The organism is Nocardia kruczakiae NBRC 101016, assembly GCF_001612965.1.
GTDB lineage: Bacteria > Actinomycetota > Actinomycetes > Mycobacteriales > Mycobacteriaceae > Nocardia > Nocardia kruczakiae.
The window spans coordinates 83,809-110,520 of record NZ_BDBL01000032.1; the positions used below are offsets into that span (position 1 = coordinate 83,809).

Below are 26,712 nucleotides of genomic sequence, written 5' to 3' on the forward strand. Positions count from 1 at the left end.
CACCGGCCGCGGAACCGGTCCGGGGCCCGGCCCGGCCTCCGGGGCCGCGGACCGGGTCGCCACCTCGTTCGACTATCATCGAAATAGCAGAGGTGAGCGGAAGGCGGTCGTGGTGGCTCGAGTCGTTAATCAGCCGGCGCGCGAGGACATCGAATTGACCGCGGTCTTCCATGCGCTCAGCGATCCGGCACGGTTGCGCATCGTCTGCGATCTGGCCGACCGCACCGACGAGATGTCGTGCAGCGAGTTGACGGTCGAGATGTCGAAATCGACCCTGTCCCACCACTTGAAGGTGCTGCGTGAGGCGGGACTCACGGTGACCCGCGTCGACGGTACGCGGCGGATGGTCTCGCTGCGCGCGGACGATCTGGACGCCCGGTTCCCGGGTCTGCTGCGGACCGTCGTCGCGGTCGCCCCTCGCCCCGTTCGCGCCTAGAGGGCGAAAGCCGTTCCGCGGCAGCGGAAGACAACCCCGCCGGAGGCGCCGGATCTGGCGTCGTCGCCCCGGCGCGCGTTCCCGTAACCGTTGACGCCCCAACGGGCCTGTGTCACCATGTGAACCACATTTCGATTGTTTTCGAAGTCTCTTACAAGCCCCCGAAGTAGGTGTACACGCATGGTTTCACCGACCCCACTTATCACCGAGAATCCGGATCGCGCCACGCGCCGGCTGCTGATCGTCGGTTCCGTCTGCGCGGCGCTCGTCGGACTCGACGCGCTGGTCGTCGCGCCCCTCGCCCCCACCATCACCCGCTCCACCGGTGCCTCGATCGACTCCGCCGGCCTGCTGGTGACCACCTACGCACTGGTCTACGCGGTGACCGGCCCGCTGTTCGGCCCGGTCTCCGACCGCTGGGGCCGGCGCAACGTGATCCTCACCGGCCTGGTCGCCTTCAGCGTGGGCACGGCCCTGACCGGTGTGTTCTCGAATTTCGCTGTGCTGCTGGTGTTTCGCGGATTCGCCGGGCTCGGCGCCGCGATGATGGTGCCGAGCATCTTCGCCGCCGTCGCCGACGTCGTCGCGCCGGAACGCCGCGGCCGCGCGATCGGCATCATCATGGGCGCGCTCACCGGCTCCTCGCTGATCGGCGTCCCGCTGGGCTCCTTCGCCGCCGACGCCCTGAGCTGGCGGGTGACGTTCTGGGTGATCGCCGCCCTGGCGGTGGTCGCACTGGTGGCCGTCCCGTTGTCGCTGCCGCAGCTGCCCCCGGCGGCCGCCGACTCCGACGTGAGCCCGCTGCGCGCCTATGTGGGCAAGTTCCGGGCCGCGTTCAGCAATCCGACGGTGATCTTCGTGCTGCTGTCGACGTTCTTCTGGACGGCGGGCAACCAGGGCATGTGGGCCAATATCGGGGTCTACTTCCATACCGAGTTCGATCTGTCCACGACCGCGATCGGCCTGGTCCTGTTGGTCATCAGCGCGGTCGGGGTGCTGGGCAACTTCCTCGGCGGGCGGCTCACCGACCGATACGGCAAGCGTGCGGTGATCGCCGCGGCCGGTGTGTCGGTCGCGGTCGCGCTGGTCGCGTTCTCGAGTCTCAGCGGCGCTCTCGTTCCGCCGGTCGTCATCGCCGCGCTGTGGGTGCTGGCGTTCAATATCGGAGCGTCCTCGATCACCACGCTGGTGAGCGAACTCAGTCCCAGCGCCCGCGGAACCGCGCTGGGCTTGAATTCCTCCGCGCTGTACGCGGGTTCGACGATCGGCACCTCGGCATCGGTCGCGGTGTTGTCGGGCACGCACAGCTTCGTGTGGCTCGGCGTCGTCTGCGCGATCTCGTGCCTGCTGGTCTTCCCGATCGTGGTGTTGCTCGTGCGTGAGCGCGCGGTGGCCGAGGCGGTGGCGGCGTAATGGTGACGAGGCTGAACCTCACGACCGACGAACTGCTCACCACCACCCGGGCGGTGCGCAAACGACTCGACCTGACCCGGCCGGTCGAACGCGAGGTGCTCGAGGAGTGCCTGCACCTGGCCACCCAGGCGCCCACCGGGCGTAATCGGCAACGGTGGGCGTTCGTGGTGGTCACCGATCCGGAAAAGCGTGCGGCACTGGCGAATCTGTACCGCAAGGGGCTGATGGCGCCGACCGAGGTGGTCCCCGAGGACGGCATCGACTGGCGCGACGACCCGGCCCAGATCCAGCGCGGTCACGACAGCGGGCATCATCTGTTCCGGTATCTGCACCAGGTGCCGGTTCTGCTGGTGCCGTGCGTGCACATCGTGCGGCGCACCCGTCCCGGAGCCGTCGACCTGGCCAACAGTTTCGGCTCGATCCTGCCGGCCACCTGGAGTTTCATGCTGGCCGCCCGGGAACGCGGCCTCGGCACCGTGTGGACCACGCCGCATCTGCAGTACGAGCGCGAGGCGGCCGAATTGCTGGGCATTCCGTACGAATCGGTGCTCCAGACCGCGCTGATTCCGGTGGCGTACACCATCGGCACCTCGTTCCGCCCGGCAGCGCGCACCGATCTGGACAACGTCGCGCACTGGGACACCTGGTGAGGGCGGCTGTGCCGTCCGCGACGCCGGTAGACTCGCACAGTGCGCGCGCTCGAACACCCCTCCGTCGACTCGGTCGCCCTGCCCACTCTGCTGCAGGCCCTCGCCGATCCGGTGCGCCTGGACATCGTCTGCAAACTGATGCAGCGCGAGGCGATCACCTGCGGCGGATTCGATGTCCCGGTGAGCATGTCCACGCTGTCGCATCATCTGAAGGTGCTGCGGATGGCGGGTCTGCTGCGCGTGATCCAGGAGGGCAGCTACCGCCGCAACGAACTGCGCTACGACGAGGTCGAGACCCGCTTCCCCGGAGTGCTGAGCTCTATTCTGCGCAATGTGCACGAGGGCATCACGGCTTCCTGAACGTCCGCACCAGCGGCCCGGTCGTGCTGGTGACACCGGTCGCGGTGGCACATCCGGCCAGATCGGGCGTCAGGTAGACCCCGGCGCCGTCCACCTGATCGCCGAGGAATTCGCCGTCGACGACCGTGCCGGACACGACGATCACCGTCTGCCCGGCCGGTCGGTCGGCGAAGACCGTGCGGAAACGAAACGTGCTGTGGCGTCCGTTGTTCCAATCGATGCGGGAGGTGCCGACTCCCGCCGCCGGACCGCAGCCGATCTCCGCCCGGCCGCCGGCGTGGGTGGTGCCGCCGGTGATCGACGGATCGCTCGAGGCGCACGACAGGGTCGCGTCGGTGACGATGGTGGTCGGCCGCGCGGTGGCGGTGAGGCCGGGCGTGTAGGTGACGGTACTGGTTCCGGCGCAGCGTATTTCGACGTCATCGGCGCGCGCGGACGGTGCGGTGCACAGGGTCACCGCCACCGTCCACGCCAGGACCACCGCCGAGACGATCAGCGCCCTCATCGCTCCACCCCGTCTGCCGCGGGCGAGTCCAGCACCACCGCGGACAAATCGAGCACCGCCACGGGAGATTCGACTACCGCCGGAGGCGAATCGATCTCAGTGACAGGCGAATCCGACACCGCCGCAGGCGAATCGACCACCGCGATCGACGGTGCGGCGGCACCACCGCGGGCACCCGCTGCTCCCGCCGACCTTCCGGTGTCCGCCGCCACCCCGGCGAGCGAGGTCAGCGTCGCGGTCGCCGCGGCCGGTAGCGACGACTCCCGCCGGCGCGGACGACTCCACCGGCGCACGATCGGCGATTCCACCGCCGAGTACAGGCCCCAGGCGAGCACGACATCGACCAGCAGCAGCCCCAGCACGACCGCGAGCGCGAACGGGGTGGACCAGGCCGCCTGGATACCGAACAGCCGGACCCGATAGTGCAGTACCAATTCGTGAATCATGTAGAACGCGAACGAGATATCGCCCAGCCACACCACGAAACGCGCCCGCCACAGCGACGGGGTACCTCGCACATCGGCCCGCGCGCCCGCCAGGATCAGCAGCGCGATCGGCACGATGGTCACCGCGTCGAGCGCGAACAGGTACGGCGCGTACAGCAGACCCACATATCCCAGCACCGCCAGCCCGGTCGCCGGGGCGAGGGACAGCGGCGCGCGCCGGCCCGACAGCAGCAGCTTCGCCAGCAGGATGCCGAGCAGGAAGTCCAGGGTGCGCACCGGCGGGAACAGGTAGACGAACCAGAACTGGTAGACCGGCACATCCGGTGCGAACGGCACCCGTGGCCGGTCGGGGAGCAATTGCGCGATCAGCGGGAGTACGACGATGACGGCGATCACCGCGATCGTCGCCGCCCAGAGCCGTTCGGCCCGGATCCGGTTCACCGCGGCCAGCAGCCAGGGAAACAGCAGATAGAAGAACGCCTCACAGCACAGCGACCAGGCGACGGTGTTCATACTGGCGAAGTTCTGCACGATCGGCAGCCAGGTGTGCACGAGCAGCAGATTGGGAATCGCCACCCCCGCGGTGACCGTCTTTCCCGTCCACAGCAGCAGCGCGAACGCCATCGCCCAGGTGAGCACGTGATTGGGGTAGACCTTCACCGCCCGGCGGCGCCAGAAGCCCACCGTGGTGTCGCCGGGACGCGCCGACCACGCCAGCACGAAACCGCTGAGCACGAAGAAGAATCCGACGCCGGTCCACCCGGCCCGCTTCACCAGGAACGAGGCGGTGTCGGCGGCGCCGGCATCGGCGAAGAACCCCTCCAGCGATACGTGCGTGCAGAACACGAGAAGTGCTGCGGCGAAACGCATTCCGGTGAGTGTCGGCAGGCGGGGAATCTTGGTCGGTTGCGATGTGTCGGTCACGGAGCACCCTCCTGACGGGCGAAGGAAACGACGGCCCATCAAGTGTCGAAAAGGGTGATCCGGTCGTCTTCGGGCAACGGACCGGTTCGCCGGCCCGCCCTCGGGCCGGTCCGCGTCAGGACCGGACCGGTGCCGCGGTCGCCAGCGCCGCGGCGAGCCGCGGTCCGAAGCGCTCGGCGATCAGCGCGTCGCCCGCGGCATCCGGATGCAGTCCGTCGACGGTGAGCGCGCCATCACCGGCCCCGAACAGTTCCGCGCCGGAGACGAGATGCAGTTTGTCGTCCCCCAGCCGCTGCAGAACCGCGACCACGTCCTCGACCAGCTCCCGGACGTCGCGCAGCGTGAGGCCGTGCGGATTCGGCTCGTTCTCGCGCTGCACCCACACCGGCGGCGAGAACACGACCACCGGAACATCCGGATGCGCCGTGCGGATCGTCTCCAGGAATCCGGCCGCGAGCCCGCCCAGGGACCGGGCGGCGAACGGTCCGCGGATGTAGAGGTTCGGCCCCAGTTCCACCGAGATCAGGTCGGCGGGCCGGGCCGCGATGGCGCGGGCGACGAACGGGTCCAGATAGGCCTGGGCGGCGAACCCCAGATTCAGCATGCGCCAGCCGTGGGTTCGCGCGATCCGGGCCGGCCAGGTGTCGCTGGGCGCCTCGGTGATCAGGCACTGGGTGAGGGAGCTGCCGTAGGTGATCCACCGCGGACCGTCGGATTCCCACGGTTCCACGGTCGCGCCCGCCGGTACCGACAGGGCGCCGACCCGCGTCACGGCCCCGCGATGCGGCAACCACAGCTCTACCCGGGAACGCGTGCCGGGCAACGTCGCAACCACAACCTCGGCACCCGAACCCACCGGCACGCGCTGGGTGCGCCGCCCGTCGACGAAGACGTCGACGAACCGGGGCCGCGGCTGCCAGATCGGGGTGGAGTGCACGGGCAGCGTCAACTCGGCCGCATCGGTCACCAGTCCCAGCCGCACTCCCGTCGCCACGGCCGCGTGTTCGGCCAGTTCCGGAGAGAACGCGGCCGCCAGGCGGTCCGGCGGCAACCGCCACGGCTGCCGCCACTGCCCCGCGTCGCTCACCGCGACCACTCCGTCCCAGTTCACCAGATCATCGATCACATTTCGATTGTCGTCGAAATCATGAAGAAATGTCCAGTAGCGGGGCAGGCTCGATCAGAACAGCGCGAAAACCCTTGCGGGCCCACCGGTTCCGCCGCCGTGCTTGGGCGCACCCACGATCAGCGTCGCGCCGGCGTCGGGCACCTGATCCAGGTCGGCGAGCGATTCGACGCCGTAGCGCCCCGCCGGCAACCAGCTGCGATGTACCGGAACCGCATGGTCGCTACCCCGGTCCAGGCCGGTGGAGTCGACACCGATACCGACCACGCGACGTTGCCGGAGCAGGAAATCCGCGGCCTCGGCACTGAACCCCGGCCAGCGATACACGTTGCGCCGCTCGTCGTAGTTGAGATAGGCGCCCGGCACCGAAATGCGGTGCGACCACCCCGAATCCATCGCCACGAAGACGCCGTCGGGCAGCGGGCCGTGCGCGGCCTCCCAGGCCCGGATGTCGGCCACGGTCACCGCCGCGGACGGATCCCGCGCCGCCCGATCGGCGATCCGCAGCACCGCCAGCGGCGCCACCAGTTGATCGGCGGGAATCCGGTCCACCGACACACCCCCGTCGCTGAAATGCAGGGGTGCGTCGACATGGGTGCCGACATGTTCGTAGGTGACGATCTCGTCGCCGTTGTACCGGTTCTCCGCCATCCGGGACACCGGAATCAACTGCGGCGGTTTGCTCACCTGTGTCCACACCGGAAAGTCCGGGGTCACGGTGTGGGTCAGATCGGCGACCCGGCCGAAGCCGCGACCGCGCCCGGACGCCGCCTGCACCGGAGACGCACCCGTCGTGACGGCCCCCGCCGCACCGACGGCCAGGCCCGTGGCCAGCGTCTTCAAGAATCCCCGGCGAGCCGGGCGGGGCGGGGCGGCGACCAGGCCGCACGGCGACGCCACACTGTCGATCAGTTCCGGAGCACACACAGACGATCTCCTTTCGCGACGGTGCCCCCAGTGTGCTGGCGCGCCGGGGCCGCGTCTTCGGCCCGTAGCCCGGATCCACGCCCCGGTCCGTGGCCCGGGAACGCCCGGCCCGCAACGGCTTTCGAGCCGCCCGGCTCAGTCTCGCGCCACCGGGAGCGTCGGCACCGCGGCGAGCAGTTCGCGCGTGTACGTGTCACGCGGGTCGGCGAACAGTTCGTCGGCCGGGCCGGATTCGACCACCCGCCCCGCCCGCATGACCAGGATCTCGTCGCTGACGTGGTGGACGACACCGAGGTCGTGGGAGATGAACACCAGTGCCACACCGAGTTCGGTGCGCACCCGCAGCAGCAGATCCAGGATCTGGGCCTGCACCGACACATCCAGCGCCGACACCGGCTCGTCGCAGACGATCACATCCGGACCGGGGGCCAGCGCCCGTGCGATCGCGACCCGCTGCTGCTGACCACCGGACAGTTCCAGCGGACGACGAGCAAGCACCGTCTCGGACAATCCCACCGCGGCCAGGAGCCGGCGGGCGTGGTCGTCGCGGGCGGCGCGCGGTACCCGGCCCGCCTCCAGGGCCTCGGCCAGGACCCGGCGCACCGTGAACCGGGGATCGAACGAGCCGAGCGCATCCTGGAAGACCGCCTGGACACTGGCGCCGGGAGCGACCGTCACGGAACCGGAGTCGAGCCGCTCGAGCCCCAGCAGCACCCGCGCGAAAGTGCTCTTGCCCGAACCCGATTCGCCCACCACACCGACCACCCGGCCGGGCGCGACCACCGAATCGACCCCGTCGAGCGCGACGGTGACCCCGCCGTCGGGCTTACCGAAACGGCGGTGCGCGCCCGCCAGCCGCACGAGTGGTTCCGTCGTCGTCACCGCCGCCCGGGCGGGCAACTGCGCGGCGAGATCGAATTCGACCGGCGAGAGCCGCGCGCCCCGGGTATGCGCCGAGGGCACCGCGGCCAGCAGCAGTTTCGTGTACTCGTGTTCGGGACGGCCGAGTATATCGGCCGTCGCGCCCTCCTCGACGATCCGGCCGTCACGCATCAACACGATCCGATCCGCCACCTCGGCGACCACGGCCAGGTCGTGGCTGATCAGCAGCACACCGGTACCGGCATCGCGGATGTCACGCAGCAGCGTGAGGATCTGGCGCTGGACGGTGGCGTCCAAGGCGGTGGTCGGTTCGTCGGCGATGAGGAACTGTGGTTGCGCCGCGAGGGCACTCGCGATCAGGACCCGCTGGCGCAGGCCCCCCGAAAGCTCGTGCGGGTACTGCCGCAACCGGTTGACCGGATCGGGTACTCCCACCCGTCGCAGCAGCTCCAGCGCACGGTCGGGAATCGAGGCCGCGGGGACGCTGCGGTGCACCCGCAATGCCTCGCCCAGCTCCTGCCCGACCCGCCGCAACGGATCCAAAGACGCCAGCGCGTTCTGGGTGACATAGCCGACGGTGCTGCCCCGCACGGTCCGCCAGCGCCGCTGCGACCACCCGCGCGCGTCGTGGTCGCCGATGCGCAACCGCGCCGCCCGCACGCGGCCGTCGCGCTGTGTGAGCCCGATCAGAGCACGCGCGGAAACGCTTTTGCCGGAACCGGATTCGCCCACGACGGCCACGCATTCACCGGCCCGCACGCGCAGCGAGATGCCGTGGACGACTTCGGTCTCGCCGAAAGAGACGGTGAGATCCTCGAATTCGAGTGCTGTCATCGCGCGGTCCTTCCTTCCGCCAGGCGCTGCCAGTACCGGCTCAGCACCGTGATCGAGACAACCGAGGCGACCACGAACAATCCGGGGAACACCCCGATCCACCAGGCCCGGCCGACGAGATTGCGTCCCTCCGACAGCATCGAGCCCCATTCGGGCGTCGGCGGGATCACGCCCAGGCCGAGAAAACTCAGGCCCGCACCCGCCACGATCGCGGTGCCCACGCCGAGCGTCGCCAGCACCACCAGCGTCGTCAGCGCATTCGGCAGGACGTGGCGCAGCGCGATCCGCGATCGACTCTGTCCCAGAGTGCGCGCGGCCTCCACATATCCGCTGTGGCGCACCTCGAGCGCCTGCGACCGGACCAGCCGGGCGTAGTACGGGATGGTGGCCAGCCCGATGGCGATGGCCGAATTGCGCGCTCCCGGCCCGGATACCGCGATCACCACGAGTGCCAGCAGCATCCCGGGAAAGGCCAGCATAGTGTCGGTCAGCCGCATCAGCACCGCATCCAGCAAGCGCGAGGGGCCCGAGGCGAGCAGTCCGATCACCGCGCCCAGGCCGAATCCGATCGCCGTCGCCACCATCCCGATGCCCAGCGAGATCCGCGTGGCGTGCACGGTTCTGGCGAAGACGTCGCGGCCGAGCTGGTCGGTGCCGAACAGGTGTTCGCCGCTCGGCGGCCGCAGGGTCTGGCGGCGGGCCATCGCGGTGGGGTCCACTCCGGTCACCAGATCCGGCGCCAGCGCGGCGACGACCAGAAAGACGAAGACGGCCGCGGCGATCCATACCGGCCACGGCACCGATCGCAGTCGCGCCCCGGGATTTCTCCCCAGGGCTTCGGACCATCTGCTCACGGCGTCCCCTTTCCGACGGGTTCGGCATCGGCCACGACCGCAACGACGATGCTCGCCGGCGCGGCGGCCGGCACGCGCGGCGGCCGCGCGCGGGGCGCACGCAGCCGCGGATCGAGGACCAGGTACAGCAGATCCACCACCAGATTGATCACCACGAACAGCACCGCGGCCAGCAGCACCACCGCGCTCACCACCGGAAAGTCCTTGGTGGTCACCGCGTTCACGGTGATCCGGCCGATGCCGGGCCGCGCGAACAACGTCTCCACCAGCACGGTCCCGCTGAACAGCGTGCCGAGCATCCAGCTGGTCATGGTGACCGTGGCCAGCGATCCGTGGCGCAGCGCGTGGCGCACGCGCAGGCCGGGCTCGGACAGCCCGCGCGCCCGTAGTGTCGCGACGAACGGCTGTTCCAGGGTCCGGTCCAGATTTCCGCGCAGCACCTGCCCCAATTCGCCCGCCATCGGTACCGCCAGGCTCAGCGCCGGCAGCACCAGACTCGCCGCGCCGTGGTCACCGGCGACCGGGAAGATGTGCAGCCGGAAGGCGAATGCGGTGATCAGCAGCAGTCCGAGCCAGAACGGCGGCAGTGATACCGCGAGCAGTTCCGCGCCGGACACCGCCGCGCGCACGAACCGCCCCCGCCCGGCCGTCGAGGTCGCCGCCAGCACGGCCACCAGGACGGCAGGCACCAGGGCACACAGCGCCAGCTCCGCGGTGGGCCGAAGTTGGCTCAGCAGCAGGCTTTTCACATCCTCCTGCAGCTGATAGGAACGGCCGAGATCACCGGTGAGCGGACGCACCACGGTGTGCAGATACTGCCGCCACACCGGCTGATCCAGTCCCAGATCGGCGGCGATCTGCGCCCGCACGCGCGGCGACGCGCTGGTCTGGGCGCCCAGCAGGGTGTCGACCGGATTTCCCGGCGCCAGCCGCAGGGCGAAGAAGGTCAGTGTGACCGCACCCAGCAATACCAGCGCACCGGTCCAGATCCGGTGGACGAGGATGCGAACCACCTGCCCGGTCACGAGTGGTCCACCCAGGTGTCGTAGAAGTTGCTCCAGCCGTTGGCATCCAGCCCGAAGCCGTGCACACGCGCGGCCGCCGTGTACACACCGGTGAAAACGTAGATCGGCAGGGCGTAGGCCTTGTCGAGGATCAACTGCTGCGCCTGCTTGTAGGCGGCGGCCCGCTGCGCGGGATCGGCGGTCGCACGGCCCTGCTGCAGCAGCGCGTCCAGTTGCGTGTCGGCCACCTTTCCGTTGTTGGCGCCACCCTTGGCGACCGAGCGGTCCGACTGGTACAGCGTGGCGAGCACGTCCGCATCGGATCGGCCCCAGCTGGCGCCGACCAGGTCGTAGCCGTTGGCGGCGATGATCGTGGTGTAGGTCCCGTAATCGACCGGGGTGAGCCGCAATTCGATGCCGACCTTCTTCAGATCCTGCTGCACCGCCTGGGTGACCAGATCCCGGGACTCCCGCACCAGATTCGAGGCGTAGGGCAACACCAGGCCGAACCGGTGACCGTCCTTGGTTCGATAGCCCTGCGCGTCACGCCCGGTGTAGCCCAGTTCGTCGAGCAGGCGGTTGGCCTTCGCCACGTCGTACCCCGGCCGCTTCTCCACCGAGGCGTCGTAGCCGGGAGTCGAGGCGGACAGCGGTCCGTACGCACGCGGGTAGACCCCCAGATAGATGCTGTCGACGATGCCGTCGATATCGATCGCCGCGCTCACCGCCTGCCGCGCCCGGATATCGGAGAACGGCTCCTTCGACTGATTCAAGAAGAACGTGTACGGCGCCCCCGGCGCATCACCGCGAACGATCCGGTACGCCGGATCCTGCTGCAGCGCTTGATAATCCGCCGGCGGCGTACCCGCGATCACATCGACCTGCCCACCCCGCAGCGCGCCCGTGCGCACCGCGTCCTCGGTGAGATACCGGACCGACAATTTGTCCAGATACGCCGGACCGGTGTGCCGCGCGGTCGCCGGCGGCCAGCCGTAGTCCGGATTCCGCTCGAATTCGATGCCCTGGCCGTGGGTCACGGTCAGCTCCCGGAACGGCCCGGTCCCCACCGCGTAGCGGCCACCTCCGCACAGCTCGTCCGGGTGCTCGGCCAGCACCTTCGGTGAGTAGAACCCCAGGTAGGCGGTGCTGACCGCCTGCAGGAACGGCGAGTACGGCTGGGTGAAGCGGACTCGCACGGTGTGGTCGTCGACGGTGTCCGTGCCGGCATAGGGCCCGAGCAGACTCGCCGCGTACTGCGATTTCGTGGTCGGCGCGAGAATGTGTTCGAAGTTGGCCTTCACCGCTGCGGCATCGAATGGGGTGCCGTCGAAGAATTTCACATCCGGGCGCAGTGTGAACACATATTCTTTACCGTCGGCGGAAATCTTCCACGCGCTCGCCAGCCACGGAGCGAAGGTGCCGTCGGATTTCTGCGCGACGAGCGAGTCGAATACGTTGCGCTGTAGTTCTCCGACGATGTCACCCGGACTGACATGCGGATCCATGCACGTCGCGTCGCGATAGGAGGCGTAGGTCAGCGTACCGCCGGAAACCGGCGTGGCGGATTCCTCATCCGCGCCGGAACCACCGGACGAACAGGCCGTGACCAGCGCGACTATCGCCATTACTCCCGCGATCGATCCGGAAATCGACCGGCTCTTTTTTCGCATCACACATTCTTTCGTCGGCGCGCCGGGCGCGCATCGGACGGGCTACGGGGAATTTCAGTGAAGTCGACGACAGGCCGGCACACAGCTTTTCGCCGACGACGGATTCCAAACATTGACAAAAGCTAACCGCTGGGAGCGCGGTAATTCGACCGGCAAAAGTCCAGTACAGAAATGCGGGGACGGCCCACAGCCGGGGACCGAACCCGGTCTCCGGTACGGGTCGATGTCCGGAAAACACGCCACTGGACCCGAACGCAATAGGGCCGTGGCCGGAAGACCGATATTCCCGGCCGAAACAGAATGATGTGCGATCGCAATTCGATCGTTTTCTTCCCGCCTGGCTCGCACCAATGCTGCTGCCCCAGGGTTCGGCGACCCGAGGAGGCCGACACGATGACCGTCTATGTAGCGCACACCCGCGGCGATATCGACGAAAACCGGTTGCAGGACCTGTTGTCCCGGATCCGGCAACTGCCCGCCGCCGCGACCACCCGGCGCACCCGCGACGGCTTCCTGATCGTGGCGTGGGGCGCCTCCGGTCCCGTCCTGGAGGCCGAACTCACCCGCAGCGAGTACGTGACCCGCGTACTGCCGGAAGGGACGTCGTTTCCGCTCGCGGCGCGGGCACATCGGCCGGAGGGGTCGGTGGTGCACGTCGGCTCGGTGCCGGTCGGCGACGGCAGGCCGGTGATCATCGCCGGGCCGTGCTCGGCCGAAACCCCGGAAGTACTGCTGGAAACGGCCCATCGGGTCAAGGCCGCCGGCGCGGCCATGCTGCGCGTCGGCATCTTCAAACCGCGCACCTCCCCCTACAGCTTTCACGGCCTCGGCCACATCGGGCTGCCACTGCTGCGCGAGGCGCGGGCGCAGACCGGACTTCCGATCGTCACCGAAATCCTCGACGCCCGCGATATCGAGCTGGTCGGCGACGCCGCCGACGTGTTGCAGGTCGGCGCGCGCAATATGCAGAACTTCAGCCTGCTCACCGAATTGGCGCTGACGGGGCGGCCGGTACTGCTCAAGCGCGGCATGTCGGCGAGCGTGCACGAGTGGCTCAACGCGGCGGAATATCTGCTCGCGCACGGCAACGACAACGTCATCCTCTGTGAGCGCGGGATCCGCACATTCGAGCGCTCGACCCGGTTCACGTTGGACCTCAACGCCGTTCCGGTGGTCAAGGAACTGTCCCACCTGCCGATTCTGGTCGATCCGAGCCACGGCACCGGCGCGACGCGATATGTGCCGCCGATGTCGGCCGCCGCCCTCGCCGCCGGCGCCGACGGACTGATCGTCGAGGTGCATCCGCGCCCGCACGAGGCGCTCTCCGACGGCGCTCAGTCGCTCGATCTGGCGCAGTTCGACCGGTTCAGCGCGGATCTGCGCCCGCTCGCGAGCGCCCTCGGCCGTGAATTCGTCTCCACCCCCGAGTTGCTGGCCGAACTGTCATGACCACCACGAGCACCGAACTGGTTCTGGACGGCAACGGTTTACAACTCGCCGATGTGGCGGCGGTGGCGCGACGCGACGCGCCGATCTCGGTCAGCATCGCACCGGTGGCCCAGGCCGGGATGTCGGAGTCGGTGCTGCTGAAGAACGAACTGCTGGAAACCGGGATACCGATCTACGGCGTCACCACCGGATTCGGCGACAGCGTCAACCGGCAGATCGCACCGTCGAAAGCGGCTGCGCTGCAGCGCAATCTGATCCTGTACCACCTCAACGGCGTGGGGCCGATCGCGACCCAGGAGGTCGCCCGCGCCACCATGCTGATCCGGGCGAACTGCCTCACCCGCGGGCCGTCCGCGATCCGCCCCGAGGTGGTGGCGACGTTGCTGCGGCACCTCGACGAAGACATCCTGCCGCTGATCCCCGAACGCGGATCTCTCGGCGCCAGTGGCGATCTGGTGCCGCTGTGCTACCTCGCGGCGGCGCTGATCGGCGAGGGCGAGGTGCGCTACCGCGGCGAGACCCGGCCGGCGCTCGACGCGTTGCGCGAGGCGGGCATCGCACCGGTCGCGCTGGGCCCGAAGGAGGGCCTGGCGCTGATCAACGGCACCTCGTTCACGGCGGCCTTCGCGGCGCTGGCGCTCACCGACGCGGCCGAGCTGGCCTACGCCGCCGACGTCGCCACGGCGATGACCTGTCAAGCGCTGCTGGGCAACGCTTCTCATTTCCATCCGTTCGTGCACGCCAACAAGCCCCATCCGGGTCAGGGCGCCAGCGCCGCGCTGATCCGGGAACTGCTCGCCGGTTCGCAGCTCACCACCAGCTACGAGGAGATCCTGGTCCGCCGCGACACCTTGGACGGCCGCGGGTTCCTGCTGCTGGACCACCGCATCCAGGACAAGTACTCGGTGCGCTGCGCACCGCACGTCAACGGCGTGCTGCGCGACAGTCTCGAGTGGACCCGCAGGTGGGTGGAGACCGAGATCAACTCCTCCACCGACAATCCGCTCTTCGCCTGGGAGACAGGCGAATTGCATCACGGCGGCAACTTCTACGCCGGCCACGTCGGACAGGCGATGGACAGCCTGAAGGTCGCCGTGGCCAGTCTCGCCGATCTGCTGGACCGCCAGCTCGCCCTGGTGGTGGACGAGAAGTTCAACGCGGGCCTGACCGCCAATCTCGTCGCGCCGCTGCCCGAGTCCGACCGGCAGTCCGGTCTGCACCACGGGTTCAAAGGCATGCAGATCGCCGCGTCCGCGGTCACCGCCGAGGCACTCGGGCTCAGCGGTCCGGCGACCGTGCTGTCGCGCTCGACCGAATCGCACAACCAGGACAAGGTCAGCATGGGCACGATCGCCGCCCGCGACGCGCGGACCATCATCGAGTTGACGCGGCAGGTCACCGCCATCCACCTCATCGCGCTCGCGCAGGCGATCGATATCCGCGGCGCCGCACAGGCAGCGCCCGCGGTGCGCCGGGTCCACGAACTGATTCGCGCGCACGTCCCCTTCACCGACCGCGACCGCCGCATGGACCGCGATATCGAGCGGGTCGCCCGGCTGATCGCCGACGGATCGGTGCGTGCCGCCGCCGGCGTCGCCGATCCCCTTCTCACCCCCCACGGTTAGGAGCCGTACCGATGTTGCTGTTACGCGATGCGCGCACGCGCGCGAAGAACGAGGCCCTGCTCGATGAACACACCCGCCTGGTTCGCTCGGTGCTCGACGGCACCGCCGACCTCGACGGGGTTCACGCGGCGAAACTGCTGCGAACCGTCCGGGCCGCCGCCGGCTCCCCTATGTACGAGGGGCGGCTGCCGGCCGATCTGCTCGCCGAGATCGACGCGGGCACAATGATTTCCGACGAGCGGGCGCTCACCGAGATCCTGCCGTCGCTCCCGCTGCTCGGCAAGCGCGAACTGGGCCGGTTCGGGGCCGAGGCGTTCACCCGGCCGCTGAACGAATTCCTGCACTACTACGAATCCTCCGGCACCACCGGCGATCCCGCCGCCGCGCCGAAGGCGCTGGACGATCTGCTGGTCAACACCGTCAACATCGGCGAGATGTGGGCCCGGCTGCTGCAGCCGGAGGATATCGCGCTGATTCTGATCAACGCCCCGTTCGCCCCGGCCGCCTACCAGTTCGAGAAGGCGCTGGAATACCTCGAGGTCATGTCGCTGCGGCCCTGGGTGGACAACATCACCGGCGACTACACCCGGGTGCTACGGCTGGTCGACCAACTCGGCGCGAACGTCTTCGTCGGACCGCCGTCGCGGCTGCTGGAAATGGTGCAGTTCGCCCACCGCAACGATCTGCCGGCGCCACGCTTCGATCGGCTACTGCTGATGGCCGAACAGACCGGCCCCAGTTTCCGCCGTCACCTCGAACGCCTGACCGGCGCGCAATCGTACGTCTCCTCCTACGGCTCCTCGGAGACCGGAACACCCGCGGTCACCTGTGAGCGGGGACAGCTCCACCTGCAACCGCAGAGCTTCCTGCTGGAGTTGGCCGACGACAACGGAATTCGCCGCATCGGGAACACTTCCGATCGCGGTGAACTGGTGCTGACCACGCTCGATCTGCCCGCCCGGCCGCTGCTGCGCTACCGCACCGGCGATCTCGTCGAGATCGATGCGACCCCGTGCCCGTGCGGGGTCGCCACCCCGGTCCTGCTCACCCAGGGACGTTCCCAGGACCTTCTGGTCCTGGACCGCAACGGAATTCGGCAGAACGACCTCGAGGCGGCGGTGTGGGAACAGCCGCTGCCCGCGGCGACGGTCTTCAACTACATGGTCGTCGTGCGCGGCCGCCAGGTCGTCTTCCTGGTCACCTACGACGGCGACCCCGCCGGCCCGTGGACCGACGTGCTGGCCGGCCGGTTGCGGGCGCTGTTCGGCCGCGAGGAAGTGACCGTCCGTCCGGTGCCGGTGCTGCCGCCGCTGGCCTCTCTCGGCCAGTACCTCGGCTGGAAGCTCTCGCGGGTCCTCGACCTCGACGACGAGAAGAACTGGGACCGGCTGCCCGCCCCGATCGACGCCGTGGTGCGGCAGACGATCGCCGAACTCGCACCCGGTGCCTGAGGAGGCCACGACTCATGTCCGCAATCACCGGCTGGCTCGACCGCGACCGCGATCTGCGCGAGCACACCGCGACGGTCCGGGCCATGTCCGACGCACTCGCCCACCGCGGTCCCGACGGCGGCGGCATCTGGCTGGAACAGCGAATCGCGCTGGGCCGCAACGTCCTCGCGGTCGCCGATCTGCTCGACAACGGGCAGCCCGTCGTCACCGGCGAGGCCGGACGGCCGATCGCGGTGCTCACGCTGTCCGGCGAGATCTACAACACCGCCGAACTCCGCCACGAACTGACCGCCCGCGGCCACGCCTTCACCGGTGCGACGGACCCCGACGCCGAGGTGGTGCTACACGCCTACCTGGAGTGGGGCGCCGACGCGGTGCGCCGCCTCGACGGCATGTTCGCCTTCGCCGTGTGGGACGTGCGTCGCGGCGAACTGCTGCTGGCCCGCGACCGGCTGGGCATCGAACCGCTCTACTACGCCGAGCACCCCGGCGGGCTGCTGTTCGGCTCGGAACCGAAAGCGTTGCTGGCCAACGAGTTGTTCCGGCCGCAGGTCGATGTCGAGGGGCTGATCGACATCTTCACGGTGGCGATGCGGCGTCCGGGTGACGCGGTCTATCGCGGACTGCGCGAGGTGCGGCCGGGCTGGATCGTGCGCGCCGATCACAACGGCCTGCACCACCACCGGTACTGGCAGCCGGTCAGCGCACCGCACACCGACGATGTCGACACCACGATCGCCACGCTGCGTGATTTGCTCACCGATATCGTCGAGCGGCAGACCCGCACCGGCACGGCCGCCGGGCTGCTGTCCGGCGGTCTGGATTCCAGCGTCATCACCGCCTTGGCGGCGCGGGCGCGTGGCGACGCGAAACTGGCCACCTATTCGGTCGACTTCGCCGGTAGCGACACCGATTTCACGCCCGACGCCCTGCACGTCAGCCGGGACGCGCCGTACGTGCGTGCGGTGGTGGACCATGTCGGCACCGACCATACCGAGGTCCTCCTCGACGCCCCCGCCCTGCTGGACGAGATGGGCGAAACGCTGCGGGCGCGCGACATCCCCGGCGTCGGCGATCTGGATGTCTCGCTCTACCTGCTGTTCCGGGAGGTCCGCCGATACGCGGACGTGGTGCTGTCGGGAGAAGGCGCCGACGACATCTTCGGCGGATATCCGTGGTTCGCGGCCGAGGCCGCCGCGTCCAGCGGCAGTTTCCCGTGGGCCGCGGGCAACACCGATCGCAACGCGATGCTGTCGCCCGAATTGCGCGCCCATCTCGACCTGGACGCGGCGGTGGTGCACCGGCATCGCGAGGCCGTCGCCGAACTGTCCCCGCTCGACGGTGAAGAGGGTCCGGACCGGCGCATCCGGGAGGTCTTCCATCTCGAACTCACCCGTTTCCTGCCGTTCCTGCTCGACCGCAAGGACCGGATGAGCATGCGCACCGGCCTGCTGGTCCGGTTGCCGTTCTGCGATCACCGGCTCGTCGAATACCTGTGGAACGTGCCGTGGGATCTCAAGCGCCACGGCGGCCAGGAGAAGGGGATCCTGCGCGCCGCGGCCGAGCCTTGGCTGCCACCACAGGTCGCCAAGCGACCCAAGAGCGGTTTCCCGTTCGGCCAGAGCCCGCAATATCTCGCCGCGGTGCGCGAGGCCACCCGAGCCATGCTGGCCGATCCGAGCGCCCCCGCGCTGGCTCTGCTGAACACCGGCGCGCTCGCCGAACTCGCCGAGGGCGATCGCTGGCACAGCGGCACCTTCACCCCGCCGCCCTGGCTGCCCCGCGCCCTGCAGCTCAACACCTGGCTGCGCGACTACCGCGTCGAGGTGCGGCTGTAGCCGCATCCGGCACGTACCCACCACCGGCCCTCGTCGACAACCGATGGCGCGGACCGGGTTTCGGGAGAGGAAAGGAAAAGATGAGGAAAATGATCGCGGCGAGCGCACTGCTGGCCACCACACTGAGTGTGGCGCCCGCGCTCGCCCACGCCGATCCGGCCGAGGCCGGAGCGGTGAACTACACCGCCACCACGACCCCGACGTCGACGATCATCCGCACCGACAGCGGTTCGCTGACCGACGAGGCCGGCGTCTTCAGGATCGAGGCGGCCGACGGCACCGTGCTCGCGGGCACCGAATTGTCCTTCCGGGTGGACGATTTCGTCTTCCCGATCGCCGCGGACATCTCGGGCCACACCGCGACCCTGACACCGCAACTGGATCTCGCGCACGCGACATACCGCCCCGTCGCGCTGCCGTACGAGGATCAGGCGCCGTGGAAGACCCCCTATGACCGCGAACAGGCCGCATGGTCCCGCCTGACCAGCACGATCGGCGCGGGCGCCACGATCGGCACGCTGATCGGCGGACTCAGCGGCGGCGCGATCGGCTGCCTGCTCGGCGGCATCGCCGGAGCCACCGTCGCCTCCGCGACGATCGTCGGCCTGTTCGGCCCGTTCGTTCCTGCGGCGGCGGTGGGCTGCGTGGGTGGCATCGTGGCGATCGGCGCCCTCGGCACCCTGATCGGTCAGCTGCTGGTGACGGCGCCGGTGGCGATTCTGGCCGCGGCGCAATACTTCACAACCATCAACCAGCCGTTCACCAAACCGGCGGGATAGGCGGTGCGGGCGGGCTTCCGGATCGCCGGAGGCCTGCCCGACGGCCATTCCGCCGAGCGGTGTCTAACCCTCGGCCGCCAGCTGTCCGCAGGCCGCGGCGATCTCCTGCCCGCGGGTATCGCGTACGGTGCACGGCACACCCTGTGCCTCCACCCGCCGAACGAATTCCCGCTCAACAGGTTTCGGTGAGGCGTCCCACTTCGAGCCCGGGGTCGGATTCAACGGGATCAGGTTCACGTGGACGCGGGCGCCCAGCGCCTTGTGCAGCTTCTGGCCCAGCATGTCGGCACGCCACGGCTGGTCGTTGATATCGCGGATCAGGGCATATTCGACCGAGACCCGGCGGCCGGTCTTGTCGGCGTAATACCGTGCGGCGTCGAGGACTTCGGCAACCGACCAGCGATTGTTGACCGGCACCAACGTATCCCGCAATTCGTCGTCCGGCGTGTGCAGGGAAACGGCCAGCGTCACCGACAGGCCCTCGTCGGCCAGTTTGCGGATCGCGGGGGCAAGACCGACCGTCGACACGACCACATTGCGCTGCGAGATACCCAGGCCGTCCGGCGCGGGAGAGGTGATTCGCCGGACCGCGGCCACCACACGCTTGTAGTTGGCGAGCGGCTCGCCCATTCCCATGAACACGATGTTCGACAGGCGACCGGCACCGCCGGCCACCTCACCGTCGCGCAGCGCCGCGGCGGCCGCGCGCACCTGGTCGACGATCTCGGCGGTGGAGAGGTTGCGGTTCAGTCCGCCCTGCCCGGTCGCGCAGAACGGGCAGGCCATCCCGCAGCCGGCCTGGCTGGAGATGCACAGCGTGTTGCGGTCGGGGTAGCGCATCAGCACGCTCTCGAGCAGGGTGCCGTCACCGGCGCGCCACAGCGTCTTGCGCGTGGTGCCCGCATCACACACCACCTGCCGCACCTCGCTGAGCAGCGGCGGGAACAACGCTTCGGCGATCTTCTCCCGCATCGGCTCGGGCAGATCGGTCATCTGCCGCGGATCGGCCTGCAACCGCCCGTAGTACTGCCGGGCGATCTGATCGGCCCGGAACTTCGGCAGTCCGAGTTCCTCCACCGCCTGCCGCCGCTGGGCCGAATCGAGGTCGGCGAGATGCCGCGGCGGCATTCCACGGCGCGGGGCATCGAAAACGAGCGGCAGGGAGGTAGTCATAACCCTTCCAGTGTCGCATTGCCGGTGCCGGCCCGGCGCCTGCGGGCAGGGATAACCCGATCACAGTTACGGCGCGGACGAACGGGTATTCCGGAGATACACATATCCGCCATAGCGATCGGGAATGATCGAAATATGACCAGCGACGCAGTACCGAGCCCCGGACCGGATCCGGTCCCGCACACCGATCCCCCGCGCGTCGACAATCCGCCCTCGACCGCACCCGTCCGCCGCAACCGAGCCCTCAAAACCCGCGCGGGCTACACCTGGGTGGCGCTGGTGGCCGCGGCGGTCATCGGGGTGCTGCTGTTGATCTTCATCCTGCAGAACCTCGATCAGGTCCGGATCCACCTGTTCTTCTGGCAGTTCAACATGCCGCTCGGTGTCACGCTGCTGCTGTCGGTGATCGCCGGAGCGCTGGTGATGGCGCTGGCCGGCGGCTGGCGGATCATGCAGTTGCGGCGCGCGGCCAAGCGGCGCTGAGCCCGAGCAAGGGGGTCAGAGCAGGGCGGTCAGCACCAGCCAGGAGACGAACGCCGAGGGCAGCATCGAGTCGAGGCGGTCCATGATGCCGCCGTGCCCGGGCAGCAACGTGCCCATATCCTTGATGCCCAGCTCGCGCTTGATCTGCGATTCGATCAGATCACCGCAGGTCGCCACGAGCACGATGGCGACACCCAGCAGCACGCCGATCATCGAATTGGCCTGCAGCAGCAACGTCACCGTGAGCAGTCCGCCGATGATGCAGAACACCAGCGATCCGGCGAAACCCTCCCACGATTTCTTCGGGCTGATGGCCGGCACCATCGGATGGCGGCCGAACAGCACGCCGGCCACATATCCGCCGACATCGGAGCAGACCACCAGGATCATGAAGGTCAGCACGCGAAGATTGCCGTCGTCCTGCTGCAGCATCAGCACCGCGAACGAGGCCAGCAGCGGGATCCAGGACACCACGAACACCGTGATCGCGGTGTCGCGCAGGAAGTTTCGCGGCGTGGCCGCCAGGCCGTGGTCGAACAGGCGCCACACCATGCACACCAGCGCGGTCGCCGCGAAGGCGCCCGCCACTCCCTCGGTGCCGTAGGGCCAGGCCAGCCAGATCATCGCCTGTCCGCCGACGATGAGCGGCACCCGCGGCACCAGGACGTCGGCCTCGCGCAGCCGCTTGGCGACCTCCCAGGTGGCGATCGCCATCGCGACCGCGATGACTCCGATCAGAACCTTCGGAACGAACAGCAGGATCGCGATCAGCGATGCGCCGAGGCCGACACCGACCGCCAGCGCGGCCGGTAAATTGCGACCGGCGCGGGAGGGCTTACCGCTCGGCTGCGCCGAGGGCGTGTCGGGAGCCGGTGTTGCACCGGCCGGGTCGCTCGCCGGCATCGTCTCGCCGGCTGCGGCTTCTTCGGCCACGATTGTCCCGTCGCTCACTTATTCGTCCACTCCGTCCCCGGGCCCGTGCCGCATCGTCGCGCCGGGCCGAGTCTCACACCTCGAGCAGTTCCGATTCCTTGTGCTTGACCAGCTCGTCGATCTGGGCAACGTACTTCTGGGTGGTCTTGTCCAGTTCCTTCTCGGCGCGACCGACCTCGTCCTCGCCGGCCTCGCCGTCCTTCTGAATGCGGTTCAGCTCGTCCATCGACTTGCGCCGCACGTTACGAATGGCGATCTTGGCGTCCTCCCCCTTGGATTTCGCCTGTTTCACCAGTTCCCGGCGGCGTTCCTCGGTCAGCTGTGGAATCACCACGCGGATGATGGTGCCGTCGTTGGTCGGATTCACACCCAGATCCGAATTGCGGATCGCGGTCTCGATCGTCTGCAACTGCCCCTGCTCGTAGGGCTTGATGACGACCATGCGCGGTTCGGGCACGGTGATGCTGGCCATCTGGGTGATCGGCGTCGGCGAGCCGTAGTACTCGACCACGACCCGGTTGAACATGCCCGGGTTGGCGCGGCCGGTCCGAATACCTCCGAGGTCGTCCTTCGCCACCGAGACAGCCTTTTCCATCTTCTCCTCGGCGTCGAAGAGCGCTTCATCAATCACGACCGTTTCCTCCACAGCATCGTTTCGGGGCCCGGAATTCGCGAGGACCGATCCCCACAGGGTTCAGGACCGAACCAGTGTGCCGATTTTCTCACCGGCCACCGCGCGGGCGATATTGCCCTTGATCAACAAATTGAACACCAGCATCGGCATCTGGTTGTCCATACACAAACTGAACGCGGTGGCATCGGCCACCTTGAGTCCACGCTCGAGGACTTCCTTGTGAGTGATCTCGGAGAACATGCTCGCCTCCGCCTCGACCTTGGGGTCGGCGGTGAAGACGCCGTCGACGGCCTTGGCCATCAGCACCACCTCGGCACCGATCTCGAGCGCGCGCTGCGCCGCGGTGGTGTCGGTGGAGAAGTACGGCATGCCCATACCGGCGCCGAAGATCACCACCCGGCCCTTCTCCAGATGCCGCTTCGCGCGCAGGGGCAGATACGGCTCCGCGACCTGTCCCATGGTGATGGCCGTCTGCACGCGGGTGTCGACCCCCTGCTTCTGCAGAAAGTCTTGCAGCGCAAGGCTGTTCATCACGGTGCCGAGCATACCCATGTAATCGGACCGGGCCCGTTCCATGCCGCGCTCCTCGAGTTCGGCGCCGCGGAAGAAGTTGCCGCCACCGATGACCACCGCCACCTGCACGCCGGTCGAGACGACCTCGGCGATCTGCTCGGCTACGGTCTGGACCACATCCGGGTCGAGCCCGACCTCGCCGCCGCCGAACATCTCCCCACCCAATTTGAGGAGTACTCGGCGATAGCCCTTGCGGTCGGGCGCCGTATCCGGGTCCGTCATCGGTCTCCTAATCCTCGGCAGTCGAGCGAGCGCACGCACGGGAAATCACCCTCCCGGGCGCGATTGTTCGCGCGGGACGGTAACACGCTGCGTCCATCCTGCACCACGAGCGGTCGCGCCGGTGAGCCGACCCTCGAATACGCGACAATTCCCTATCCCACTGCGAAACGTTGTTGTTTCAAATAAGGTGCGGGCGCATGACGATCACTCGCCGGACGGTTCACATTCTCTGCACCGCGGCACTGCTCGGCGCCGCACCCCTCGCCATCGCCTCTCCCGCCACCGCGGCGGTCGTTCCCCTGACACCGGAAACCGCCCCCGCGCCGGACGGCGTGGATTCGGCGACACCGGCCAGTTTCACCGGACCGATCCAGACCGGCAGTACCGAGGCCGCGTTCGGCAGCGTCGACAGCAGCACGCCGATCATCAGCCTGCTGCCGGCGATCCCGTATCTGGCGAACTGGGCCGTCACGGGCAGCAGCGGATGCATCAATCCCGGCGGCTGCTACGGCTGATCGATACCGAAAGGCCCCCGGCGCAACGGAATTCGTCGCACCGGGGGCCTTTCCGGCAGATCAGGCCTGACCGACCTCGAAGCGGGCGAAGCGGGTGATGGTGACACCGGCGTCGTCCAGCAGCTGCTTGACGGTCTTCTTGCTGTCGGTGACCGAGGACTGCTCCAGCAGGACGACGTCCTTGTAGAAGCCGTTCACGCGGCCCTCGACGATCTTCGGCAGCGCGGCCTCCGGCTTGCCCTCTTCCTTGGCGGTCGCCTCGGCGATCTCGCGCTCCTTGGCGACGACATCGGCCGGGACATCCTCGCGGGTCAGGTACTTGGCCTTCAGCGCGGCGATCTGCATCGCGGCAGCGCGAGCGACCTCGGCCGCGGCGTCGCCCTCACCCTGGTACTCGACCAGCACGCCGACGGCCGGCGGCAGGTCCGAGGAACGCTTGTGCAGGTAGGTCGCGACCGGGCCGTCGAAGGACACGACGCGGCGCAGCTCGAGCTTCTCGCCGATCTTGGCGGCCAGCTCCTGCACCACCTGGTCGGCGGTCTTGCCGTTGACGTCGACGGCCTTGAGCGCCTCCAGGTCGGCCGGGCGCACCTTGGCGGCGGCGTCGACGATGTCGCCGGCGGTGTTCTGGAACTCGTCGTTCTTGGCGACGAAGTCGGTCTCGGAGTTGAGCTCGATCATCACGCCGTTCTGCGCGGCGACCAGGCCCTCGGCGGTGGCGCGCTCGGCACGCTTGCCGACATCCTTGGCACCCTTGATCCGCAGCACCTCGACGGCCTTGTCGAAGTCGCCGTCGGTCTCCTCCAGGGCCTTCTTGCAGTCCATCATTCCGGAGCCGGTGAGCTCGCGGAGCCGCTTCACATCCTGGGCGGTGTAGTTCGCCATCGTGGCGAGCCTCCTCGAAGATTTACGAAAGTTGTCAGGTCTCTTAGCACCACCATGCCGACCACTTCCGAACAGGAAGGGCCGGCAGGGTGAACAGACAATCGCGGTGGGAACCGCGCCGGATCAGAAGTCGGCCGGGGTCTTGGTGGCCGGCTCTTCCTTCAGCTCCGCCTCGGCGGCGGTCTCGACCGGAGCTTCGGCAGCAGCCTCGCCGCCCTCGGCGGCCGGGGTCGCCTGCGCCAGCAGCTCCTGCTCCCACTCGGCGAGCGGCTCGCCGGCGCCGGCTTCGGGCTTCACATCGCCCGAGGCGCGGGAGGCGCGGGCCTGCACGCCCTCGGCGACCGCGGAAGCGACAACCTTGGTGAGCAGCGCGGCCGAGCGGATCGCGTCGTCGTTACCCGGAATCGGGTAGTCGACCAGGTCGGGGTCGCAGTTGGTGTCCAGGATCGCGATGACCGGGATGTTCAGCTTGCGAGCCTCACCGACGGCGATGTGCTCCTTGTTGGTGTCGACGACCCAGATGGCCGAGGGAACCTTGGCCATATCGCGGATACCGCCGAGGGTGCGCTCCAGCTTGTTCTTCTCGCGGGTCAGCATCAAGATTTCCTTCTTGGTGCGGCCCTCGAAACCACCGGTCTGCTCCATCGCCTCGAGTTCCTTCAGGCGCTGCAGCCGCTTGTGCACGGTGGAGAAGTTGGTGAGCATGCCACCCAGCCAGCGCTGGTTGACGTAGGGCATCCCGACGCGAGTCGCCTCGGCCGCGATCGACTCCTGAGCCTGCTTCTTGGTGCCGACGAAGAGAACGGTGCCACCGTGGGCGACGGTCTCCTTGACGAACTCGTAGGCCTTGTCGATGTAGGTCAGCGTCTGCTGCAGGTCGATGATGTAGATGCCGTTGCGGTCGGTGAAGATGAACCGCTTCATCTTCGGGTTCCACCGCCGGGTCTGGTGACCGAAGTGTGCGCCGCTGTCGAGCAGCTGCTTCATGGTTACGACAGCCATAGCTGCGTACCCGCCTTTCTGAGCCGGTTGACGCAGAAATCGAGGGTCGATCTCTGCCCTGGCGTCCGTGGCCGCCGGACCTTCCGGAAAAATTCGGGAGGACCAGCCGACGGCACCGAGATCGGACGCGCGGAGTCGATCCGCGTACAGCGAACCGCGTTGTCAGTCTACGACCAGCGCAGGTGAGAACATAAACGGGGTGGTCACGCCCGGATTCCCACCCCCCGCCCAGCGGACGCCGGGCAACCTGCCGATGCGCAGATCAGCTCAGAGATGCCAGCCGGGCGTCGACTCCAGCAACGCCACCACGAGCGCCACCGACGCCACGACACAGATCGCCGCGCTCGTCGTCGACATCGCGATCCGCCCGTCGCTCCACCTCCCCCACGCATGGGTGTGCAGGGTCCGGCTGCGCACCACACAGACGGTGGAGATCACCGCCAGCGCGCCGATCGCCACGAGCGCGAGCACGGTGGCGGCGAGGTCACCGCTGGTCAAGGCGACGTGCAGGAACAGCAGCGCATTGGCCATGGCGCCCACGGCGGTCCGCCACCAGGACAATGCCGTCCGCTCGGCCTGCAAACCGCGGTCGGCCGGGACCGCGGGCGGACGATTCGGCGGGATCGCGGTCATGACAGCAGCAATCCGATTCCGGCCAGCATGGCGATGACGGCGATCCCGATCGCCAGAATCGGCACCATCACCGTGTTCGGGAGCGGACGGCCCTCCCGCATCGCCGCGCCCACCAGCCGCCAGCGGCCGAACGCGCCGAGCGCGATGACGGCCGACAGCACGATGCAACTGATCGCCAGCACCGATCGGATGTCGTGATGGCCGAACGGCTGCACCAACTCGTGCACCGCGACCCCGCCCGCGAGCAGGCCGAGGGCGGTACGGATCCAGGCGAGGAAGGTGCGTTCACCGGCGAGGGTGAATCGGTAGTCGAGGTCGGGCCCCTCGGCGGGGGCGGGCGACGGCTGGGCCGCGGGAGCGGGCGACGACTCAGCCACGGGAGGGGGCGACGACTCAGCCACGGGAGGGGGCGACGACTCAGCCGCAGGCGCGGGCGACGACTCGGCCGCGGGTGCAGGCGACGGCTCGACATCACGCGCGGCGGAC

At 68.6% G+C, this 26,712-nt stretch carries 27 protein-coding genes; 11 read left to right on the forward strand and 16 right to left on the reverse strand.

The window, feature by feature from the left end:
• Window positions 1-112: 112 nt before the first annotated feature.
• The 4 genes from NK1_RS35820 to NK1_RS22900 all read left to right on the forward strand — a co-directional run bounded on the left by NK1_RS35820 (window position 113) and on the right by NK1_RS22900 (window position 2,859).
• Window positions 113-436, forward strand: coding sequence for an ArsR/SmtB family transcription factor (locus NK1_RS35820; protein WP_232329432.1), 324 nt, complete (start codon window positions 113-115; stop codon window positions 434-436).
• A 180-nt stretch (window positions 437-616) separates the two neighbouring features.
• Complete coding sequence (locus NK1_RS22890) at window positions 617-1,849, forward strand: MFS transporter (RefSeq protein WP_063011750.1); 1,233 nt, start codon at window positions 617-619, stop codon at window positions 1,847-1,849.
• Between the two features lie 2 nt (window positions 1,850-1,851).
• A complete protein-coding gene (locus tag NK1_RS22895) occupies window positions 1,852-2,499 on the forward strand; it encodes a nitroreductase family protein (protein ID WP_439955960.1) in 648 nt (215 codons plus the stop codon).
• A gap of 39 nt (window positions 2,500-2,538) precedes the next feature.
• Window positions 2,539-2,859, forward strand: coding sequence for an ArsR/SmtB family transcription factor (locus tag NK1_RS22900; protein WP_039779771.1), 321 nt, complete (start codon window positions 2,539-2,541; stop codon window positions 2,857-2,859).
• On the opposite strand, the gene NK1_RS22905 is transcribed toward NK1_RS22900, so the two are convergent.
• The 8 genes from NK1_RS22905 to NK1_RS22940 form a co-directional block, all read right to left on the reverse strand.
• Window positions 2,846-3,364, reverse strand: coding sequence for a hypothetical protein (locus NK1_RS22905; protein WP_063011752.1), 519 nt, complete (start codon window positions 3,362-3,364; stop codon window positions 2,846-2,848). The two genes, NK1_RS22900 and NK1_RS22905, sit on opposite strands and share 14 nt — an antisense overlap.
• Window positions 3,361-4,734 (reverse strand): acyltransferase family protein, encoded by a 1,374-nt coding sequence (locus NK1_RS22910; protein WP_063906084.1) that lies wholly within the window; start codon window positions 4,732-4,734, stop codon window positions 3,361-3,363. Before NK1_RS22910 ends, NK1_RS22905 begins: the two co-directional genes overlap by 4 nt.
• A gap of 115 nt (window positions 4,735-4,849) precedes the next feature.
• Window positions 4,850-5,860: an SGNH/GDSL hydrolase family protein gene (locus tag NK1_RS22915; protein ID WP_063011754.1), complete on the reverse strand. Its 1,011-nt coding sequence runs from the start codon at window positions 5,858-5,860 to the stop codon at window positions 4,850-4,852.
• A gap of 54 nt (window positions 5,861-5,914) precedes the next feature.
• Window positions 5,915-6,787, reverse strand: coding sequence for a cyclase family protein (locus NK1_RS22920; RefSeq protein ID WP_063011756.1), 873 nt, complete (start codon window positions 6,785-6,787; stop codon window positions 5,915-5,917).
• Window positions 6,788-6,922: 135 nt separating this feature from the next.
• Window positions 6,923-8,503, reverse strand: coding sequence for an ATP-binding cassette domain-containing protein (locus NK1_RS22925; RefSeq protein WP_063011758.1), 1,581 nt, complete (start codon window positions 8,501-8,503; stop codon window positions 6,923-6,925).
• Window positions 8,500-9,357 (reverse strand): ABC transporter permease, encoded by an 858-nt coding sequence (locus tag NK1_RS22930; protein ID WP_063906085.1) that lies wholly within the window; start codon window positions 9,355-9,357, stop codon window positions 8,500-8,502. The genes NK1_RS22925 and NK1_RS22930 overlap by 4 nt, the downstream gene beginning before the upstream one ends.
• On the reverse strand, window positions 9,354-10,382 hold the full coding sequence (locus NK1_RS22935) for an ABC transporter permease (protein WP_063906086.1): 1,029 nt from the start codon (window positions 10,380-10,382) through the stop codon (window positions 9,354-9,356). Before NK1_RS22935 ends, NK1_RS22930 begins: the two co-directional genes overlap by 4 nt.
• Window positions 10,379-11,986: an ABC transporter substrate-binding protein gene (locus tag NK1_RS22940; protein ID WP_063011760.1), complete on the reverse strand. Its 1,608-nt coding sequence runs from the start codon at window positions 11,984-11,986 to the stop codon at window positions 10,379-10,381. The genes NK1_RS22935 and NK1_RS22940 overlap by 4 nt, the downstream gene beginning before the upstream one ends.
• 438 nt (window positions 11,987-12,424) lie before the next feature.
• On the opposite strand from NK1_RS22940, the gene aroF reads away from it, so the two are divergent.
• From aroF to NK1_RS22965, 5 genes are all read left to right on the forward strand, one after another.
• Complete coding sequence (aroF, locus tag NK1_RS22945; RefSeq protein ID WP_063011762.1) at window positions 12,425-13,480, forward strand: 3-deoxy-7-phosphoheptulonate synthase; 1,056 nt, start codon at window positions 12,425-12,427, stop codon at window positions 13,478-13,480.
• A complete protein-coding gene (locus tag NK1_RS22950) occupies window positions 13,477-15,105 on the forward strand; it encodes an HAL/PAL/TAL family ammonia-lyase (protein ID WP_063011764.1) in 1,629 nt (542 codons plus the stop codon). The genes aroF and NK1_RS22950 overlap by 4 nt, the downstream gene beginning before the upstream one ends.
• An 11-nt stretch (window positions 15,106-15,116) precedes the next feature.
• Complete coding sequence (locus NK1_RS22955; RefSeq protein ID WP_063011767.1) at window positions 15,117-16,556, forward strand: phenylacetate--CoA ligase family protein; 1,440 nt, start codon at window positions 15,117-15,119, stop codon at window positions 16,554-16,556.
• 14 nt (window positions 16,557-16,570) lie between these two features.
• Entirely contained in the window at window positions 16,571-18,394 is a 1,824-nt protein-coding gene (gene asnB / locus NK1_RS22960; RefSeq protein ID WP_063011769.1) for an asparagine synthase (glutamine-hydrolyzing), read from the forward strand.
• Between the two features lie 80 nt (window positions 18,395-18,474).
• Window positions 18,475-19,173, forward strand: a complete 699-nt coding sequence (locus NK1_RS22965; protein WP_063011772.1) for a DUF8020 domain-containing protein — start codon at window positions 18,475-18,477, stop codon at window positions 19,171-19,173.
• A 63-nt stretch (window positions 19,174-19,236) separates the two neighbouring features.
• On the opposite strand, the gene rlmN is transcribed toward NK1_RS22965, so the two are convergent.
• On the reverse strand, window positions 19,237-20,346 hold the full coding sequence (gene rlmN, locus NK1_RS22970) for a dual-specificity RNA methyltransferase RlmN (RefSeq protein ID WP_039779781.1): 1,110 nt from the start codon (window positions 20,344-20,346) through the stop codon (window positions 19,237-19,239).
• A gap of 135 nt (window positions 20,347-20,481) precedes the next feature.
• On the opposite strand from rlmN, the gene NK1_RS22975 reads away from it, so the two are divergent.
• A complete protein-coding gene (locus NK1_RS22975; protein WP_063011774.1) occupies window positions 20,482-20,829 on the forward strand; it encodes a LapA family protein in 348 nt (115 codons plus the stop codon).
• 15 nt (window positions 20,830-20,844) lie between these two features.
• Here NK1_RS22975 and NK1_RS22980 read toward each other — a convergent pair whose 3' ends face one another.
• From NK1_RS22980 to pyrH, 3 genes are all read right to left on the reverse strand, one after another.
• Window positions 20,845-21,732: a phosphatidate cytidylyltransferase gene (locus tag NK1_RS22980; RefSeq protein ID WP_063011818.1), complete on the reverse strand. Its 888-nt coding sequence runs from the start codon at window positions 21,730-21,732 to the stop codon at window positions 20,845-20,847.
• 103 nt (window positions 21,733-21,835) lie between these two features.
• The gene (gene frr / locus NK1_RS22985; RefSeq protein WP_062962886.1) at window positions 21,836-22,393 is read right to left on the reverse strand and encodes a ribosome recycling factor; all 558 of its coding nucleotides are present in this window, start codon (window positions 22,391-22,393) and stop codon (window positions 21,836-21,838) included.
• A gap of 63 nt (window positions 22,394-22,456) precedes the next feature.
• Window positions 22,457-23,191 carry a UMP kinase gene (gene pyrH / locus NK1_RS22990; protein ID WP_036503626.1) on the reverse strand — a complete coding sequence of 245 codons (735 nt, stop codon included), beginning with the start codon at window positions 23,189-23,191 and terminating at the stop codon, window positions 22,457-22,459.
• A 197-nt stretch (window positions 23,192-23,388) separates the two neighbouring features.
• Here pyrH and NK1_RS22995 point away from each other — a divergent pair, with 197 nt between their 5' ends.
• Window positions 23,389-23,706: a hypothetical protein gene (locus NK1_RS22995; RefSeq protein WP_063011776.1), complete on the forward strand. Its 318-nt coding sequence runs from the start codon at window positions 23,389-23,391 to the stop codon at window positions 23,704-23,706.
• A gap of 60 nt (window positions 23,707-23,766) precedes the next feature.
• Here NK1_RS22995 and tsf read toward each other — a convergent pair whose 3' ends face one another.
• From tsf to NK1_RS23015, 4 genes are all read right to left on the reverse strand, one after another.
• Entirely contained in the window at window positions 23,767-24,591 is an 825-nt protein-coding gene (tsf, locus tag NK1_RS23000) for a translation elongation factor Ts (RefSeq protein ID WP_063011778.1), read from the reverse strand.
• A gap of 123 nt (window positions 24,592-24,714) precedes the next feature.
• Window positions 24,715-25,593, reverse strand: coding sequence for a 30S ribosomal protein S2 (gene rpsB / locus NK1_RS23005; protein ID WP_030513085.1), 879 nt, complete (start codon window positions 25,591-25,593; stop codon window positions 24,715-24,717).
• Between the two features lie 267 nt (window positions 25,594-25,860).
• Window positions 25,861-26,226, reverse strand: a complete 366-nt coding sequence (locus NK1_RS23010; protein ID WP_063011780.1) for a DUF202 domain-containing protein — start codon at window positions 26,224-26,226, stop codon at window positions 25,861-25,863.
• On the reverse strand, window positions 26,223-26,603 hold the full coding sequence (locus NK1_RS23015) for a YidH family protein (RefSeq protein ID WP_063011782.1): 381 nt from the start codon (window positions 26,601-26,603) through the stop codon (window positions 26,223-26,225). The genes NK1_RS23010 and NK1_RS23015 overlap by 4 nt, the downstream gene beginning before the upstream one ends.
• Between the last annotated feature and the right edge of the window lie 109 nt (window positions 26,604-26,712).